Here is an 18,911-nt window from a genome sequence, read left to right on the forward strand (position 1 = left end):
TTCGCTTGAATATAGGTAGCCGTAAACGGTACGCCTCCCGCGTTCTCATAAAACAAAGCACTGTCGTGGGCCACATAATGAGCACCTAGACCAGCAGCCTTTAACTGCTCAGGCGTTGCATCTTTTGTCAATTTATATATCATTGTAGCAATCATTTCCAAGTGTGCAAATTCCTCAGTGCCTATATCTGTTAGCAATCCAATGACTTTATCCGGAATCGTGTACCTCTGGTTTAAATACCGAAGCGCTGCTGCAAGCTCACCGTCAGCACCGCCATATTGCTCCATTAGAAACTTAGCCATCATTGGATCGCATTTATTTACGCGAACGGGATATTGCAGTTTTTTCTCATAAACCCACATGTACGGTGCCTCCTCTAGTTTTCCTACTAGCCCTATCCACTATTTATACCTGCCACGGCCATGGTGTATCATTCCATGACCAAGGGTTGGTGGAGAAGCTTTGGCCAAAATGCTTTAAAGGCCCGTACTTCGATTCATACTGCTGTACAATAGGCAATCTTAGCTGTGCGAACTGATTGTATTGATGTATGGCATTGGAATCTGTAGGATGAGTATCCAAATATAAATTCAGCTCCACGAGTACAAAATCTACCGCCTGCAAATCATGCAGCAGCTTGTAATACTCTTCATCAAGTATGATCGCCACCGTCAATCACCTTCTTCCTGTCTGTCGTTTTTCGGATCATATGGGCTATACAACATAGGCCAGAGTGTACCATATCTCAATGCTTCATGAGGTGAAAACTGAGGTAAATTGGGCGGTTGAAAGGTAATAAATAATTGAGGCGGCGTGCTGAAGCTTTTTACTTTTATAGGCGGGCAGGGATCTAAAGGGCTAATAAACGGCTTATAATAACGCACCTGATTATTCACGCAGATGTCTCCTCTCGGTATGCTCTTCAAAAAAGTATATGTATAAGGGCTTGGTCATCATGACTAACCATTCATTGAATGACGCTGTACCGGTACAGTCTTTGCATTTCAACATTGTTCTCTAGATCTTTCTCGTTTAGGATGTGATAAAGGCAATTAAATAAAGAAGCTCAAAACCATGTTTGAGCCATAGAGGTGAATCGTTATGGAACCGTTGACGAAAGAAGAAATAAAAGCTTATTTAAGCAGGCTTGGCATCTCAGAAATTCAGGAGCCAACCAAGGCATTTCTATTTGAGCTTCATAGAGCCCATGTAAGAGTTTTTTCTTGGCAAACCATTGATGTTTTTGCAGGTAAGCCCGCAGGGATTCACATCAAACAATCCGTCCCGCTCCTTATCCATGGCAGAAGCGGATATTGTTTTCATTTAAATGGCGCATTTAGCCATCTTCTGCGTTCATTAGGCTACAAGGTTTCATTCCACCGGGCTGGCGTACAGCCACTAGGTGCCGAGCCTCGTATCAACTCGTTTCACCTTGGACTAACCGCTCACTTGTTGAACGAAAACAACGAAGAAGAGAAATGGATTATTGATGTTGGATTAGGCGATATGCCTTTTGAGCCGCTGCCTCTTCTTGCTGGAACGTATAACCAAAACCCTTTTATTTATAAAGTAACAGAATCTCTTGTTGTTCCAAATGGATGGCGCTTAGAGCATGATCCATCTGCGTCATTTGTTGGCGTGGATTATGATTCTACCGTTTTGGCGGATATGACAGAGTTTGAGCCCAAGCATGAGCATTACAGCCGCTCCGCAGAATCTCCATGGATCAATATGTTTTTAATTCGAAATAGACATGCTGGCGGAAGCAATGAAATAAGGGGCTGCATTTGGAATGAACGAGGAACTGACGGTGTGAGGCAGACAGAATTAGTGAGTCAATTCCAGTGGCTCGAGGTGTTGGGTGAGGTTTTTGAAGAAAAACTCGTCAACTACAGCCGTCAAGAGCGGGATGAACTATGGAAAAGAATACAGCTTGCTCATGAACAATGGAAAATAGCAAAAGCCTCATCATCATAACAAAAAAGGCTTTTACTATCTCCTTATATGTGTCCTAATCAAATAAACCTCAGAGAATTCTGAGGTTCATTTGACTATAAGTGGTATAAGAACTCCAACCGCTAAGCTTCCGCCGTACTGAATCTTTTGGCATTTCTTGCGCGGGCACGCTCGATTTCGACCTCTCGATCACGCGGCTCAGCTTGGGTAACTAGCGTGTCGAGCAATTTCTGAGCAGCCGCAGCCACCTCTTGGATCGCAACATTGAATGCTTCTTCATTGGCTTTCGATGGCGACTGATATCCCGATAGCTTTCGAACAAACTGGAGCGAAGCGGCAGCTACTTCCTCTTCTGTTGCCGGTGGATCGAAGTTAAATAACGTTTTAATATTTCGGCACATCACGCTCTTCCTTTCAACATTTTATTTTGCCTGACATCTCTAGTTGCAAGCAAATACAAGCCTTTTAACTTCGATAATAGCTCTTCTATATAAACTTTTCAAGCGATAACAACTACCAAGCATTTGTCATAACTATCGGTTTTATCTCCCCGTCAGCAATAATCATTTTATCTATACAGAGCATACGATTACCCGCTTCAGGGTCACCAATAATACGGCGATGATAAACAATGAGCCATTCATCACTCTCAGGCAAATGAAGGAACCCATGATGTCCTGGCCCTTCCGCAATTGGCTCTTGTCGCTCAAGCACGATGCCCTTATTTTCGAATGGACCCAAAGGATTCTCACTCACGCCATACGCAACGCAATAAGAACCGTTCACCCAGTCTCCTTGCGACCACATGAGGTAATACAGTCCATCCTTCTTTATCATACAAGGTCCTTCAACATAACCATCAGGCGTAATGGAGAGAAAGGTTTCTCCATTTTCAAGTGGAATGAACCCCGTCATGTCATCATTCATTTTCGCTACATTGCAATGACGCCAGCCGCCATAATATAAATAGATCGTACCATCATCATCCTTGAACAAATGAGCATCAATCGGCTGAGCGGAATGAATGAATCGATCAATGAGCGGTTTTCCCAGATATCCTCTGAATGGTCCTTCAGGACGGTCAGATACGGCTATCTCCAAACCGCCGATTTCATCGTTGCTTTGGATATCGTTTGTTGCAAAAACCAAATAATATTTTCCTCGTTTCCGGATAATCGTAGGTGCCCAAACCGCTCTCCACATCCATGGAAAGTCTAACATTTCAATAATGCTCTCATGCTTCTCCCAATGGATCAGATCGCTTGAGCTGAACGCATCCAAATTCAATTGCTTCGTATATTCCGTAATGGACCTGGTCGCATAAATCCAATGCTTGCCTTCATACGTTCTCGCTTCAGGATCAGCATACCAGCCTGGGACTATCGGATTATTAATACCTTTCATCGAAAAACAGCTCCTTGTTCGTGTTGTAGTACCGATATTGTAAAATATTGCAGACCCTATGTCTCTATCATAAATTCAACTTTCCTATCCACTTTTATGACATTAATCATTTTCATCATTTTAATAGCCGATTAGCTAAAAAGAAAAAAAGGGTCGTCCCAGCAGTAGTAAAACTACTAACGGAACAACCCTTTCCTATTCTTATAAAAACGTTGCTTTGTTTATGGCGCAACAACACGCAGAACGGAAATCTCATACTTCGATTCACCGACTGTGACAATGCTTTTCTCCGGTATATCAACCTGCTTACCGAGGTTAACTACAACCCGGTTCGTATAGTCTGCTTCATTTATTGCAGTATTGCTCGGTTGCTCCGTCTGAGAATCGGTAGCTGTCGGCAGTGAATCAGTTTCAGCCGGCGTTGGCGTCGGCGCTGGCTTATCGGATTCTTTGGCAATCGAATCCGTTGTTTCCGACGTCTGTGACGAGCTTTCAACTTGATTCCCTTCCGTGCTGCTATTCCCTGTATCCGCTTTGCAATCAGATGCAACTTCAAGTGTGGCGTACGCAACCGCTTCTGCACCCGGCGTTTCTACCGTCAATGAGCTAGGCTTAAACAGTCCGCAGGCTGCTGCTTCCTTAAATGCGAAGACGAGGGTGGTGGCAGCCTTCTTCCCCTCTGTTGCAGCATTTTGCTCTACGTATACGATTGTATCCGGCTGGGTAATGCTCGGTTCAGGAGTCGTTTCAGGCAAAACAGCACCACCAGGCTTCACATCATCCTTGCCGCCAAAGGCAAACATAATGCCGGCTACAATTAGTACAATACCTATAGCTGATAACGATGTTATAAACGTCGATTTACGATTCCTGCGAAAAAATTTAGTCAGCGGTGAGGATAACTCGCGCTCCGCCTGTTTATATACACCTTTAAGAATAGGGCCTGCTTTGTCAAAATGCTGCTTCCAATTGGCTCGTTTCTTAAATGCATCCCGGTCATGTTTTGTGAAATAGCTGACTACTGCAGTTACATAGGCAGGGACAAAACCTCTCGAGCGCATGAAACTAGGATGTTTTTCTGCCCATCGGAAGAACAGGTATACCGTATCTTTTTGAGCCGCATTTTGCTGCAAATAGTTAAGGAGCGCGGCATAATCCACTGATTCCATATCCGAACTGCGAAGAAACAATAGCACGAGACGCGGAAACTCAGCTAACTCCAGCTGATTGGCAAGCAATCGGCGACCAACGAGCTGCACCCGGTCAATCTCTGCTGGGGATAGATTTTCGAATAAATCTACCGTTGGCTCCGGGAATGCGAAGCATTCGTAAAGCGCCTGCAGCTCAAGCGCTGCTGATTTCTGCCTCGGATCGTTCAGCTGTCCATTCCATTTTTTCAGCTGCTCCTTTGATTTGAGAAACTCGCCCAGCATGAGCTGATCCTTCGTCAATCTTTCCATATCAAGTTCAATTAACATTGCTCGATAAGCCGCAAGCTCGAGCTCCGTACAAAACTCTACCGCATCATGAGATGGCAGCTGTTTTCGCACGCCAAACTTGCCTTCACTTGCTAAGCTGCGCAATTGCTCAAGCGCTTTGCTCGTCGCTGGCAGCGAGTGGCGCTCCCGTTTCAGCTTCTCGATGAGCTGCTGGCGGACCAGCACAAAAAAGTCTTCATCACCGTACAGCTTAGGATGAGCATTGCCCCACTGCTCAATGAGCTGCAGAACACTTTTGGCTCCAGCAGCTGCTTTAAGCTTTTGCCCGAGGAATGGAATAAATAAGTTTGCACTTAGCTTCGCATCTACTAAGACTCTTGTGAAAAAAGCTATGCTAAAGGCAGGATTGCTTTCAATTGCTGCATAGAAGGAAGCCGCCGCGTCTTGCTCACTCTGCTTTCTTGCATTTAGCAATGCTAAAATGAAAAAGGAAACCAGCTTATTTTCGATATGTTTGCCTTCAATTTGATAGTATTGCGTAAACGCATCTACAATGAAGGTTTCCGGCACTACTCCTTGCCTAGCACGGTCAAACTCAAAATCAAATCGAGACAGAAATAAATCATTCAAGCGCATCTTGGCATCCAATGCGCCGGATGGCTGCAAATAATCCATCAAGCTCCGCATTACCGCGCTTTTATGCGATTCATATAACTTTTCGTTGCCTTCCTCGATTTGGTAAACGACGCATAGCTCATGATAACTGACTGCTGCGAGTTCGCGCTCCTCCCCCATATCTGCCAGCATCAGCTCAGCGAATTGAAAGAAGCTATCCGTACGGTCAGGACGATCCAAGTTATCCCATGCAAAATCCAAAAAAGGCTGATCTATACCGTCCAGATCAACATTCATCATTCGGTCGTTGCCGAAATCAAACGTAAAATCCTTCTCGATGCTGCGATCCCCATGGCGGAGGCTTCCTTGCTCTACGAACGTAAGATGAACCGATTTGCGGCTTACAGGCTCTTTCGCATAGGTGATGAAACCAAGCTGTTTGCGGAAGGCGTAGGGTAAACTCGCATATAGCACACCAAGCAGCTGTTTTGCCTTGTCCGGCAGCTGTTTGATTGGTACATCAAGTGAAACATAGATCTTTTTCTTACCCCCGACTGCTGCCATTACCGCATAGAGCAGCTGTTTAAACGATTTTTCTGAAATGTTCAGCAAAGAAAGGATGGAACGTGCAGACGGCTTAATCGCTGCAACACTTTGAATCGGAAGCTCTAGCAGCTCTGCTATTTCCGTACCGCTGTCAATATTATATTGATCTGCGAAAGCGGCTTGCAGCCAGTTCATATAATCACTTGCAGGCTTGCTGCTATGACCGCTTGGAATAATAAAGTTATGCGTAAAAAACGCGCTGCGCAGACCCGTGAAGTCGGCTGCCTGATAAACGCTTCTGCCAAGCAGCACATCGCCATTATCCAAATGAAGCAAGTGCATCGTCTCTGGATACGCGGAACCGTCCTTCTCACCGCGGGTAGCCAGCTCAGTCGGGGCATCATAAACACAAAACGGATGAAGCACTTTTTTGACAAATGATGCTTCCAAACCGCTTGATTTGGCGATCGTGTCATAACCTTCCGTGGATCTGAAAATGCCGCGTCTTTCCCGTGCATACATCTGCTGCTGAATCATCCTGCTGGGCGTAGAATCGCGCACTATTCTCTTCTCCCCTCAATGAAGTTCAGCTTATAAAGCAGCCAAATGAAGGGCTCGTCTACCCGAATGGGACTGACGACGGTTTGCAGCTTCTGATCGACGGGATTGCTGCCGAGTGCGGAAACCGCATAATAAGCCGTATCCTTAAAATAAACATCCATCGTACCTTTAAAGGGACGATCAACCTTCTCGATGAAACGGCGGATTTCTCCATCAATATTTTCAAACTCGGTCAGGTTAAAATAATTGCGATGCACCATGTTGTTGAAAATATTGCTGTTCGATTTAATATATTCACCATCTTCATCCTTTAGCGAATGAAGCATATCGCTCTTCGTTAAAACGACGGCAGTCGGAATATCCGTTTTGTTGTTTTCCTGATAAGCAATAAAGTCGCCAAACATCGTCAGAACAACGTCGCGCGGCTCGTCGTATTGGGAAACCCAAACACCTGGCTTATCGCCCAGATTCATTCTAATTTTCTCGCGAATGGAGCGAATTTGCAGCGGATCTACCATCAGCAAAATGCCTGCTGAATTTTTGATATGCTGACCATGCAAACCAAGATAATCCTGCTCTACCATACCCTCGCCAGCGACATCAAAAAATACGAGTGTGAGCGGTGGCTTCGATTCATCTTTAAAAACAAATTGAAAAATAAAAGGCTCCTGCATCTTTTCCTTTTGGGTAGACGCAAGCAGATCGCCGCGCTCAAACAGCGGCTCCTCGTAATAGGTTCGGAATTTCCGGCTAATTTCAGCGTTAAGCGGCATGCAGGCTGCATTAAAATGGTCCGCTGTCGTGTTCTGCAGCGTATGTATCAACGCGGTCATATACACCGACTTGCCTACTTGTGAAGCGCCAATGATTGAAATAATATTGCTCGGCACCTTGCCTGCCGTTACTGGAATTTCGTTGTGGCATTTTGGACAAAGTCTTCTGCGTGTCAGCTCGCCATAGCGGTCATTTATTCCAATCAATACATGGTCTGAGTAAATCCGATGCTCTTCAGGCACGTCGTTTGGATAGAGCACCGCTTCCATATCGTGTACAGAATCAAGGCCAAAACGCTCACGATACTTATTCAGCTCATCATCTTCTCCAAGCGCATAATCCTCATCATCCTCACGGGAATGCGAAGCGCGGAACACAACCTCATCCGGTGTAAATTTACTAAAACAATAGGGGCAAACAATATCATAAAACAAAGGCCTTTGCTTTGCTTCCGGCTTTTTCTTGAAAAGATCGAAAATACCCATGCGATCTTCCTCCTTTATACTGAAATCAATTCGTACATCTGTCCAGACGTTCGGCCATCCGTGAAAAACAATCGTATAAAATCCTGTTTGCCAACCTCAATGGCAGGCAAAACGGTTTTTCCAGCTGCGAAAGGCGCAACGAACGGATACAGCATGCCGTCTTCTTTATTCGCAGGGTAGCTGCCCTGCTTTTTCACATAACAAAGTACGTCTTTCCCAATCGGTACCTCTGTTGAAACTTGAATTTGAATCGTTTTGAACTTTCTGAACAAACCGCTCTTATTTGTAATCGAATAATGAATTTTAGCTCGGCCAGCACTTATTTCAATGCTGTTCTCGTGATTAGGCTGAAGGATGAGCTGAGGACCGCCGCTCCTTTCCAGTGCGGCATATACCGTAAAGACAAAACGTCCGATGCCCTCTAATCGGCTATGATAGCCATTATTCGCTTTATATTCTGCCTTCGTGTACAACTTGACAGTTCCTATATCCACGGGGCTTTCCGCCGCCTGCTCAGCCGGCGTTTTCCCAATGTAGACCGCTTCTATACCGCCCGGCCAAATCCAGCGCAGCGTGCAGCGGTCCTCCTCGAGCACGCGAGTTAAACCGCTGATGATCGGAGAACCATCCTCTGCATCGATAAACCGCATTTTATATCCGCCTCCCGCATCGTTTAAAATCCATGACTGCGGCTGTCCTTCGTCCGTTCGCCTAACGCCTTAGTGGACTGATCTCTATTGCTGTTTTTTCTGCCGCCATCATAACGGTTTGTACTGTTATTATCCCTTATCGGAACAACAAGTGTGAAAATGCTAATAATGGCTGCCAGCACAAGAACAGCGAATAGACGTGATAAACCGTCAGAGAGCATATCCCCGGACAAGCCGGAGTCCAAAATGAAGCCTGCCAGCAAACCGCCTACAATACCGCCCGCCCCAAAGCTTAATGCCAAAAACCGGTTGTCGAAAAACAATCCAAGCGACATCCCTAAAGCTGCACCGATAATGGCTAATGATAAAATACGAAGCAGTGTATACAGCGTACTGTCCGCAAGCGATCCCGTTCTTTCGGTTAAGAGCGTCCGATTATCGATTGTATTGTAAATATTTTGGAATACGAGCGCCAGTCCGTTCGCTTCCGACACATCATAATAGCTACCATTGGTGGAATCGGCTATTTGCTGCAGCAAGGCAGAGCCTTTGGAATCTGCAACGCTAAGGCCTACCGTATTAATAACAATTTGCTGCTCTTGGAATTGTGCAATTTGCTTATTGATATCGGATTCGCTGAAACCGTCCGACAATAGAATGACCATTGTCCCGCGCCCAGCCTTTTCCTTATCCTTAATCGTCTTCATTGCTTCGCCAAGCGCTAGACTAAAATTTGTACCGCCGTCCGTCGGCTCAAGTGAGTCGATTGCGGCATTTACTTTATCTTTCTCTTCCTGTGTGCTTACTTTAACAAAGGGCTGTATCAATTGTGCAGTATTGTGAAATGCAACCACCGCCACACGCTTATCGCTTTCCATGTTTTGAATCAATTGCTTCGCAGCCGAATAACGCTCGTTATCAGGATCGGTCTCCAGCATGCTTCCTGAATTATCGATGACAAGCACAATATCCTTTACCTGCTTCGCACCGCCAAAATGTGCGCCGTAAATAAATTGCAGCAATCCGCCGACTGCAAACAGCAGAACTAGCGTCGCCGGTACGAGCAGCTGCCACGATAATCCGGTATAACGCTGACGCCACGAAGTTCCGTTCAAACGAGGCGATATCATTTCAGCAATCAGGCAGGCCAGTCCAATGCATAAAGCAAGAACGCCAAAGTATAGCCCAACGACGGCAAAGCGCGGCCAGATTTCCGACAGCGCCCCCAGTATGATTTCCCCGATGACGAATCCTACTGCACCTCCTATCAAGCTGAACAGTAAGAGAAGCCCATTTATTTTTCGTTGCATAATAACAGCACCCTTTCTACTTGCTAGTGGACCGCAGCAATTGTTGATGTATATCGGTCAGCGAAGATCAGGCAGCAGGGCAGGATCAAGCGTGTGAAATTCGTACCCATTTTGCAAATAGGTCTCATAATACACTTTGCCGTTTCGATAATACATCAAATCTTCTAAATGAAAGCCGCCCATAATATTCAACTTTTCTACACCGCTGCTGCGCTTCTCATGTACACACCCCAGCTTGTAAATGCGCGAAGATTCGTCAACGCCAAGTGCATATCGGATAAACTCACTCTCGCGATCTCCGAACAAATACTTTTCCTCATAACGATGCTCATGTGTATAGTCGAGAAGACGAATATGAACGACTGCATGCTCTTCCAGAGTCCGGTATAATCGGTTGAATAGCTCGTCCCTTGATAAAGCTTTACGATTGCTGTATGCAACGGATACATTTGCACGCAGCAGCAGCTCCTCCTCGAAGGTCTGTGCAAAAGGCTCTGCTGTCAAAATGTACTTTCGGCAAATCTCCATTAATCGCTCCAGAAACGCGGAATCTCCCTGCTGCAGGAGCTCCGTCATATTGCCGAGAAACCGTTCCTCAAAAAATATGAATGCGCCGCGTTTCTCTTCAATATCCTTCATGACAGCCGCAGTCACTCGCTCATAATACTCGAAGATGTTCTGTCCGATATAATCATCCGCTGAACGGATACTGTGCTGAGCCGCCGCATTCAGCGTTTCCTCTAGCAGCGCCATCTGTTCTACGCGAATACGGTATTTCTCATGAAGACGCTCCAGCTCAGCAGCAAATTTGCGGTACAAAGCAAGCTCAGTCTCAAGTCGTAAAAGCTGCCATTCCAGCCGGTACACCGCATCAAAAAAAGCGCGTATAAAGGATCGAACATTTTGCTTGTCCATAAATGGAAGACGCTGAAATTTCAAATCATCCACACGTTGTTCGCGGATTCGACCCAGCTCATCCTGAGCAATATCAATCTCTCTGACCAAATCGCGCATTCGAGCGCGAACAGCTGTCATGACGCTGTCAGCCTCATTTTTCTCGTCTGTCCATTTGGCAACCTGGAAGAAGCTAAACAATGGCTGATCTTTCATATTACGGTTTACAATGGCTCGCAGCTCATCTGAAGCCTTCACATAACCTAAGTTCACCTCAGCTGAACTAGTGAAATGCTTACGGAAGAAGATGGTGCAGCCATCTCCGAACAAGGCTTCCTCTGCCTCGCGCAGCGACATGCGCCGCAGTTGATCATAACGAATGTTGTTCGTCAGAAGACCCGACATATCGATGAGACTGTCCTCGCTTGGCATCAGATCGAGCATTCTAGTGTCCATCGCAGCTGCATCCAGCCCGAAGAAGGACAGCTTTTCCTTGCTGCTCTGCAGGTCAGCAATTTCCAGCCGCTCTTTTATTTGTTTAAAGAAATGATAGAGGACGGTTAACGCAATCGAATGATTCGGTCGTTTCACCTTGGACAAGCCCGCTGACACGAACCCCTGTCTTCCGGATTCCGTCATGAGACTGTTTTTGAAAGAAGAGTTGTTGTAGCTTACGTCACTCGATTGTACCTGTGTTTCCTTTCTCCTCCTGTTTTTCAACAGCAAAATATTGCAAATGATTTCATAGTTATCCTGCATCCCGTTAAGCGTTGTAATTCCCCGCTCATTGCGATCAGATAATACATAAACAAGATCAAATAATGGCGATGCCTTGTGTGTGACCGGAATAGATAATCCATCACCCGTCACCTGAAGCCTCGCCGAAAAAGAATAATCCGGCCGCTGCATTCCATCCAGCTCGCGCAGGAAGCTGATTCCCGCTGCGCTTGCCAAACCAAACGTCTCTGATTGCTCACGTTCATTAATTAAAGCGTATAAATCCATTTGAACGGATTTAAACAGCTGCAAAAAAATCGATTGAGCAAGCAGCGATATTTCTGGAACAAGCACGTTTAAGGGATCATCAACCCTTGTAATGACAGCAAGATGAAGGCGATCGAAAGATGCGTACAATCGGCCGTAATCAGCAATTGTATCGCTAACCTGACGCAGCGCCCGGTTGAGATCCGCTAGATGGCGCCCTTCCTTATGAAATGCGGTGCCTATATCTTTGCGTTTAGTGCGATTATCCGTTTTGCCATCTACAACATCCGTAAGCGCTACCCTCGTCACCTTCGGGACAGATCGATTACGATTTGCCCCATGGTAAGACGATGCTTTATAACCTGCACTTCCAGAGGCAGCATTTGCTTCACTCGACGAGACATGGAAATAAATAACGCCGGCATTGTTGTCCCATTTCAGTTCATTGGATTGAATCATAGGTTCAATCGCATGTCCTGCCTCATCTCCGATATATAGAAATACGGTTGGATAGTGAATGCTGCTTTGATCATCCTCAAGGCCGCTAAGCTTCTGCTCAGCAGCCGAATAGTCGCTTGCATATAAATCCAACAATTCTCTCATCGTTATTTCAACTTTCTACGAATATCGTTAAGTTTAGTAGACATTTCCCGGTAGAACCGGTGCATTTCCTCTCCATTTGCCAGCTCAACCTTCTCGTATTCGAGACGCTCGCGTGCATCAAGGAATGTGCCGAACAGCTCCTCCAGCTTGGCTAACAGCTTTGAAGTATCCTCCGTTGCAGTCAGCTCCGTGACTCTGCGCTCCGCTTTGCGTCTAAGAACGCTGCGGTTTTTCTCATCCAGCTGACGGAAGCTCTCAAACACCTCAAACTCGACATAGCTGCTGCTTTTCATTAAATTGGCGAAAGGCGGCCATGCTTCTTCCTCTGGCTCGCGATCATAAACATACAGGGCACCTTTCTTGCAAATGGTCTCTGTGTATAGCGCCTCGATAAACTGATCCAGCAATTTCTCATCATCTTGGTGCTGCATAAGCAGCTGCTCAAGCTCGACTAATTTTACAGAGATGGATTCATACTTCGCCAATTCCTCACGAACCCGTCTTAGCTGCTCCGGCGAACGAATGAGATTTTCTTGTGCAAGCTCCTCTGTAAAGCTGCCGAAAATATCCTTTGTCGATTCAAGCTCCAGCCCCTCGGATAAAAGGCGCTTCAGCTCATTTACTGCTCGCTTAACTTCACCTAAATTCGGCTTCGCGCTATCAAGCTGCATATTGAACGGTTTTAACGCATCCGACAACTGGAATGGCTTCGTGAAGCGAACGGAGTAACGGCTGCTCGTGTTATTGTCTATGCCCTTCTCTTCAATAATACGGAAGCTCTCGGCTTTGACAAACTCAGCACGAACCCTCGCATTATAGCTTCTCACACGTGGGTTGACGTATGTGTCGCCCCATGATTTCTCTGGAATCGGCGAAGGCAAATAGGTCCAGTTGACACGATCAGTCTGCACCAAATGACGGCCGATGCCTTCCTTATCGAGAATCGTCCGTTCATAGCTTTCTTCATAAACCTTCAGCGGCGTATAAACAAACAAAGGCACACCATTTCTCGTATTCAGCCAAAAAATCCGGTTTTTCACTTCACTTTCCTTTATCGTAAAGTGGGATTTGCCTATCGAGTTATTTTGATAGTTCCTAATCCCTCTCAAAATGCTCGGCGCCTGCACAGGCACGGACACAAACCCCCATGAAGGGACATGCAAATTGCCTGAGCTGTTGCTGAGATGGAATACGGGCACAGCTTCCTCATCAAGCTTGCTAGCGATATGACGCTCAACAAACTTCTCAATCGATTCATCGTTCCCGTATTTCATAACTAGGAATTCTTCCATTGATTTCGTAATTAAATCGCCGAATTTATTCGTCAAAAACTCTGAAATCGAGCTGACGATATCTATTTCCTGCTCTTTTACCCAAAGATTCGAATGGTCTAGAAGCTCCTGCGTAAAGTCGCGGATCAGATCATCGCCGTCCTTCTTATCCATTAAACGGCTGATAACGTCGGAGATGTCTGGAACGCCTACGATATTCCAATAATAAGTTTTGTTTCCTTTATGATCCGCTTGTTCCTCGCCGCTTGTCAGAATTTCACCATTTTTGGCAAAGATCGAATTAAGCACATTCAAAATTTCAGTAAATACGTTATAAATGCGGTTATTCTCGTTGTTCAGCAGCTGGTGGAGATCCTCATAAAATTCAATCAATTGCTCCATTCGCTCAACGTCAGCAAGCAGCCAGTACTCATTTATTTTTGCTTCAATATAGTTGTTTTTCTTCTTATCCTTGGATACGAACGCGCTCTTCGCATCGCCCATACGCTCATTGGCTTGCTCTCTAGCTGCTTCGATCTCTTTAGGAAGACGTGACAGACCCTCACGAAGCGTCTCAATATAAGAGAGCAGCATCTTCAGCAAGCAGAAGCCTTTCTCAGTATGCAGGAGACGGGATACATAAAATGGCCCTTGCTCTGGATGGAGAAATGTACGACGAATTTGATCGGTAAATTGTCCAACAATTTCGCCTGGCAGCTGTTTTTTGGCCTTAATATATTCCTCGCGCGCACGAGCCAAAAAGTTTTGCTCCAGCTCCGTATCCATGTTCACGGCTTGCATTTTCACCACGTTATTGTAGCTGAGGCGCTCGCTGTTCTCGAAGCCCGGCAGCGGCTCGGGAACTCGTGAGTCAAAGGTTTTCATCATCGTTTCGAGATCAATGCCAAGCTTGCGGGCAAATTTCTCTACATCGTCCTGACTTGGCGCCTTTTCAAACATCTTGTCCATTTTGTTGAAAAGCCGGTAAGCCAAATAAGTCGTCATTTCCTCGATTGGCAGTACCGCTGAAGAAGCTCCGATAATGTTGTAATCGTAGTTAGCCGGGTACATTTTGTTCATTTGAGCAATATTGGTCCGAATGTTGCTAATATAATCGTGAATAGCGAATTCCTCGCCGGATTGTTTTTCCTCGCTGGAAATAAAGTTCGTAATATTCTCTGCCGTTACATTCATGCAATAATCATAAGCATTTTCAAGCAGCTTGCCCTCAGCGTTTGTAGCCGAGATGAGATGGCATAAATTAAACGGCGGGAGCGGCGAATTAACGTTTAGTATATTGCCATATTGCTGCGTAAACCGTTCACCACGGCTATCCACATTCATCCAATAGTCCAGTTCCTTCAGTGCAGCATAGCCATTTTTCTTAATGTACTCACGCGTATGGTCGCTCAAGCTTTTGCTTGCAAGGTTAATATCCGGCGTAAACAAATAACCAAGCGTATTAACGCGGTCGATGCCGGCTGATCCATGATCACGCTCTATAATTCCTCGAACGATATATGAGATATCGAGGAAGCAGCCGCTTCCTGTTCCGCCAGACAAGCCGGTTAGCAGAAACACCATCAGCTTTTTGTTCGTCCCGACGGATAACGTCTTAATTTTTTTGTCGATGCTCTGCACCACTTGATTGATCTTCGTAAACAGCAGAAGCCGACCTGCTTGACGAACGCCAGCTGCACCATTCATGCCATCAGTTATGCTCAGCTCTGGCGACAGCCAGTCCGTGATGTACGGCTCCAAAATGCTGCGATTTTGCAGCAGTCCTCCAACCTCGGCATTAGATAGCAGCACAAATTCATTAATAGGATCAAGACCGATCCCTTTATACTTTTTATTGCGATCCTGTTCATTCGTTTCAAAAGCAAGAAATTCAACATTATCAGGCTTCTCGCGTTTTCTTTTGGAAACGGGGTCCTCAGGAAGCTTAAAGCGGCGATTGATCTGGTATTTTAGGCGCAGAAGCGCATCAATACCGGTACCGCCAAGTCCAATGATCAGAATGGGGTTATCGATGGTGTCTACCCGAATTTTCTCGCTGACAATACCTCCGCCAAGCGAAACGTCAAGCTGCTGTATGTGTTCTCTTACGATCGGTTTCATTTTTCATTACCTCCAGGGCTCTATTTATACGAGATATTCAATGAATATCGTTTTGTCTATTTGTTTCAATGAAACCGTAATGCGGTCTCCGCTTTTCATTTCGAGTGCACGCGTCGCATCCACTGCTCGTCCGGATTTCTCAATCGTGCAGGAGGAACCATTTTGCAGAACGATACGATCATTGCTTCCCGGCTTGAAAATGACCTTGTCGGTTTCCTTCAGCTCAGGCGCTAGCTGCAACAGCTGGTGAAGCTGCAATTTGCCTTTGAAGGCTGTCAGCTTCTTGTACTGCGGCGACGTTTTGTCACCTGTATTCTCATCTCGAATTTCAATGACGAGTTGGCCAACAAACCCACGGTTCGCTTGTTTCAGCACTCTTAATATAAAGTAAGCTGCTGCGAGCAATGCCGCTAGACCTATAACGCCAATTACAACAGGTACAACCGGGAACGGCTTCTCTTCTTTATCTGGCTCAGGCTTTGGCGTCTGACCCGTTGTCCCTGCTTTTGCCGAAATATTAACCGCATCGGTCTCTCGGAAAAAGCTTTTCTCTTTGGCCTTCACTATAATCTCATAGTCATGCTTATCAGGTATTTTGTAGGAGCCTGCAAAATGGTCGCCAGCATTCTCCATCGGTATTTCCTCGGTTTTGCCCGTGTCTAAGTCTTTAACGAGTAAAACCGCGCTCATGTTGCTGTACTGGGAGGTGTCTTCCAATTTTTTTCCGTCGCTTACGAGATAAGAATTGATCGTCACCTTGTCGCCCTTGGAATAGGTCGTAGAGGCTAGTGGATCCATAGCAAGACTTAAGTCATAGTTGAAAATAAGATTAATGTCGATTTTATCGCGATTCACGCCTTTGATTTGAAGTGTCCAATCGCCTTCCGACGGCTTTAACAGCTTCAGCAAGGAATAGCTCTTCGAGCTCGATAGCAAGACGCCATCCGAAGGAATAGAAACAGCGTTGCCAGATGGATCTACGAGCTTCGCCTCAACCGGCTTGCTCGACATAATCGAAATATTTGCTTCTAGTACATTCGAGTTGGGAACTGAAATTTTCACATCCTGATAGCTGCCGTTTGCCGTCAAAGAATCAACCGGTACGACGTTCAGCTCCAGATGGCTGGCAAAAATTTCACTCAAAATTCGCGGCAAATCGTCAGCCGAATCGGTCGCGAATGATTTCCCGCCGGTCACTTCCGATAGCTTAGCAAGCGCAGATTCATTGAGTTTCCCATTTGCATTTAGGCCAATCGTATAAATCGGAACGCCTTTATCATTCGCTTCTTTAAGCGCCTTGTCCATGTCCGCGTCGGACTGCGCCTGCGTTCTGCCGGATGCCTTATTAAAATCGTTATTGCCGTCAGCTAGCAAAATAATCATCGGCTCGTGATCTTGGTCGGCACCATCGTCCAAAATCTGCACCGCTTCCTTTACTCCGACAGAAACATCGGTATAAGCCCCGCGATTTAACTGGTCGATGAAGCTCTTCAGCTTCTCTTTATCCGAAGCAGACTGAATTTCCAGCAGTGCCTTCTCGCGTTGAATTTCATCGGTATAAGCCACAATGCCAACACGGTCGCCTTGTGTCGGCAGCATATCAATGAACATCTTCATGGCTTCATTTCCAATTTTCCCCGGATCGCTTGTGCTCATTGAATTGCTGACATCCAGTACAAGAACTGCATCAATTTGCGAGTCGCCTTGCGCTGCATGCGCGGTTTGTAAGCTGCTGAACGGCAGCAGCAAAATAGCTGAAACCATAATTAGCTGACATGATAAACGTTTTAATCTATTCATTTTGCTGTACTCCTTTGTAATGGGACAAACGGTTCTTCTTCGCTAGTCCAATAGTCACTGTTAGTCACTGCTACCAGTATGATGATATACTACAAAATAAGTATACCTGATAGATTTTGTTAAATCACTTTTATTGTAAGAAAGGAATAGGATATGGTTACCTACGTTTGTCTTGGACTATTGTTTCTTTTTGTCATCATCAAAGCAATGAGCTATCGTGCACAGCGGAGACGGGCGCCTTCTCCAGAACAGCTGAGCAAGCTTGTCCTTTCCATACTAAAAAGCAGCGGGCAGCGTGATCGCGAATGATGAAGAAGCTGCCGGTACTACTTAACCCTTATATTAAAACACGCTATCCTTATAATAAACTTAAAATTTGCCGAAGATGCAACCACTTTACAGTACTCGGTGATGCGCAGTGCCCCGTGTGCGGCAAATTTGCCCTGAAAAATGTTGAAGCTCAGGCAGCCTATAAGCTGAAGCTTAAGATGTGGAAAGAGCGGTTTTTTGCATTGTTTATTATCATTGTCGGATTTGCAATGAGCGAATCAGCAATGCATTCCACTTTGATTGTTGCTGGAGGAATGCTGCTAGTCGCTCTATTATGGACGTTGCAGAAGCGGTCGACCCCTGCACTTTTGCTCCTGCAGCTGCAAAAAATATTTCAAAAAGAGGCATATACCCTCTCTGCAGGTCTAGTAAATGACCGAGAAACAGCTATTCAAGTGTTCCATAACGGCGATAAACCGCTTGCGTTTGAAATGCTGCGTGAAATTGGCGCGCTCGTCCATACCGACCAGCTTCGACTGGAGCAAATTTTACTGCTTCAATCCTTTGTTTTGCGCAAGGATATGGATCTGATGCTGGACCCCTTGTTAATGGACCATTTTAATCCCGATCTCGTTGAATATATTGGCGAGCTTGCCAAAATCAGAAGAGATTTGCTGAAAGAAAATACATTCCGTTATGTACTGCTTCATGAGGCGCAGATTTTGAAAATGGAGCATGGCGAGAGCATTCTCGTTGGTGTTGCCGGTGCGGCAGTTAGGATGAAGCGATACATCACGCTCTATCCCTATTTGCTGATGCGCTATGCACGAAAGCTTCCTAAAGACCGTTTCTTGCGGCTTTATCAAATGCTTCAAAGCAGTCCGCACGCAGGAGCCAGCCCTTTATATCAAGAAGTAATGGAAATCTATAATGAACGTTACAAATGGGACGAGGATTTCAAGCGTACGAGCAAGGAAACAGACCTGTAAGCAGATCGAAACGAAATGATCAAATTAGAGAAATAATGAATAAAGGCAAACAGTCACTTTAACAAAAGTGATCGTTTGCCTTTTTTATGTGAATGAATGATTAGAGTCTTTAGGCAAAAATCAAAGCTTGTTCTCAGCTATGCTCAGACACTGTTTTCTTTAAAGGAATAACCATACTCCAAGTGTTCCCTTCAAAATCCCAAGGCTACAGCAAAGCCATATTCCTTCCATGATCATTC

The 18,911-nt window shown here is 45.6% G+C and carries 15 protein-coding genes; 3 read left to right on the forward strand and 12 right to left on the reverse strand.

From position 1 onward, the window contains the following. The 3 genes from AB4Z45_RS21860 to AB4Z45_RS21870 form a co-directional block, all read right to left on the reverse strand. The coding region (locus AB4Z45_RS21860) for a manganese catalase family protein (RefSeq protein WP_441911530.1) at positions 1-362 on the reverse strand (362 nt) is incomplete at its 3' end. A gap of 43 nt (positions 363-405) precedes the next feature. Continuing rightward, a complete protein-coding gene (locus AB4Z45_RS21865; RefSeq protein WP_144376813.1) occupies positions 406-669 on the reverse strand; it encodes a spore coat protein CotJB in 264 nt (87 codons plus the stop codon). A gap of 2 nt (positions 670-671) precedes the next feature. After that, positions 672-896 (reverse strand): spore coat associated protein CotJA, encoded by a 225-nt coding sequence (locus tag AB4Z45_RS21870; protein ID WP_076269558.1) that lies wholly within the window; start codon positions 894-896, stop codon positions 672-674. Between the two features lie 205 nt (positions 897-1,101). Here AB4Z45_RS21870 and AB4Z45_RS21875 point away from each other — a divergent pair, with 205 nt between their 5' ends. Beyond that, the gene (locus AB4Z45_RS21875) at positions 1,102-1,977 is read left to right on the forward strand and encodes an arylamine N-acetyltransferase family protein (protein WP_441911531.1); all 876 of its coding nucleotides are present in this window, start codon (positions 1,102-1,104) and stop codon (positions 1,975-1,977) included. Between the two features lie 101 nt (positions 1,978-2,078). Here the strand turns inward: AB4Z45_RS21875 and AB4Z45_RS21880 are convergent, their stop codons facing one another. The 9 genes from AB4Z45_RS21880 to AB4Z45_RS21920 all read right to left on the reverse strand — a co-directional run bounded on the left by AB4Z45_RS21880 (position 2,079) and on the right by AB4Z45_RS21920 (position 17,413). Further along, entirely contained in the window at positions 2,079-2,357 is a 279-nt protein-coding gene (locus AB4Z45_RS21880) for a DUF2277 domain-containing protein (RefSeq protein WP_441911532.1), read from the reverse strand. Positions 2,358-2,469: 112 nt separating this feature from the next. Next, positions 2,470-3,360, reverse strand: a complete 891-nt coding sequence (locus AB4Z45_RS21885; RefSeq protein WP_441911534.1) for a glycoside hydrolase family 43 protein — start codon at positions 3,358-3,360, stop codon at positions 2,470-2,472. A 221-nt stretch (positions 3,361-3,581) separates the two neighbouring features. Beyond that, positions 3,582-6,521: a GAP1-N2 domain-containing protein gene (locus tag AB4Z45_RS21890; RefSeq protein ID WP_441911535.1), complete on the reverse strand. Its 2,940-nt coding sequence runs from the start codon at positions 6,519-6,521 to the stop codon at positions 3,582-3,584. Then, positions 6,521-7,780 carry a TRAFAC clade GTPase domain-containing protein gene (locus AB4Z45_RS21895; RefSeq protein ID WP_076269553.1) on the reverse strand — a complete coding sequence of 420 codons (1,260 nt, stop codon included), beginning with the start codon at positions 7,778-7,780 and terminating at the stop codon, positions 6,521-6,523. The genes AB4Z45_RS21890 and AB4Z45_RS21895 overlap by 1 nt, the downstream gene beginning before the upstream one ends. A 14-nt stretch (positions 7,781-7,794) precedes the next feature. After that, a complete protein-coding gene (locus tag AB4Z45_RS21900; protein WP_441911536.1) occupies positions 7,795-8,430 on the reverse strand; it encodes a beta-mannanase in 636 nt (211 codons plus the stop codon). Between the two features lie 23 nt (positions 8,431-8,453). Continuing rightward, positions 8,454-9,740, reverse strand: a complete 1,287-nt coding sequence (locus AB4Z45_RS21905) for a VWA domain-containing protein (RefSeq protein WP_339208231.1) — start codon at positions 9,738-9,740, stop codon at positions 8,454-8,456. Between the two features lie 57 nt (positions 9,741-9,797). Next, a complete protein-coding gene (locus AB4Z45_RS21910; RefSeq protein ID WP_441911537.1) occupies positions 9,798-12,221 on the reverse strand; it encodes a transcription initiation factor TFIID in 2,424 nt (807 codons plus the stop codon). Between the two features lie 2 nt (positions 12,222-12,223). Continuing rightward, complete coding sequence (locus AB4Z45_RS21915; RefSeq protein ID WP_441911538.1) at positions 12,224-15,613, reverse strand: tubulin-like doman-containing protein; 3,390 nt, start codon at positions 15,611-15,613, stop codon at positions 12,224-12,226. Positions 15,614-15,637: 24 nt separating this feature from the next. Next, positions 15,638-17,413, reverse strand: a complete 1,776-nt coding sequence (locus AB4Z45_RS21920; protein WP_441911540.1) for a vWA domain-containing protein — start codon at positions 17,411-17,413, stop codon at positions 15,638-15,640. A gap of 153 nt (positions 17,414-17,566) precedes the next feature. On the opposite strand from AB4Z45_RS21920, the gene AB4Z45_RS21925 reads away from it, so the two are divergent. Further along, positions 17,567-17,722, forward strand: coding sequence for a hypothetical protein (locus AB4Z45_RS21925; RefSeq protein WP_179089849.1), 156 nt, complete (start codon positions 17,567-17,569; stop codon positions 17,720-17,722). Then, positions 17,719-18,672, forward strand: a complete 954-nt coding sequence (locus tag AB4Z45_RS21930; RefSeq protein ID WP_441911542.1) for a hypothetical protein — start codon at positions 17,719-17,721, stop codon at positions 18,670-18,672. Before AB4Z45_RS21925 ends, AB4Z45_RS21930 begins: the two co-directional genes overlap by 4 nt. Positions 18,673-18,911: the final 239 nt, after the last annotated feature.

This window comes from Paenibacillus sp. MCAF9, assembly GCF_052114265.1.
Lineage (GTDB): Bacteria > Bacillota > Bacilli > Paenibacillales > Paenibacillaceae > Pristimantibacillus.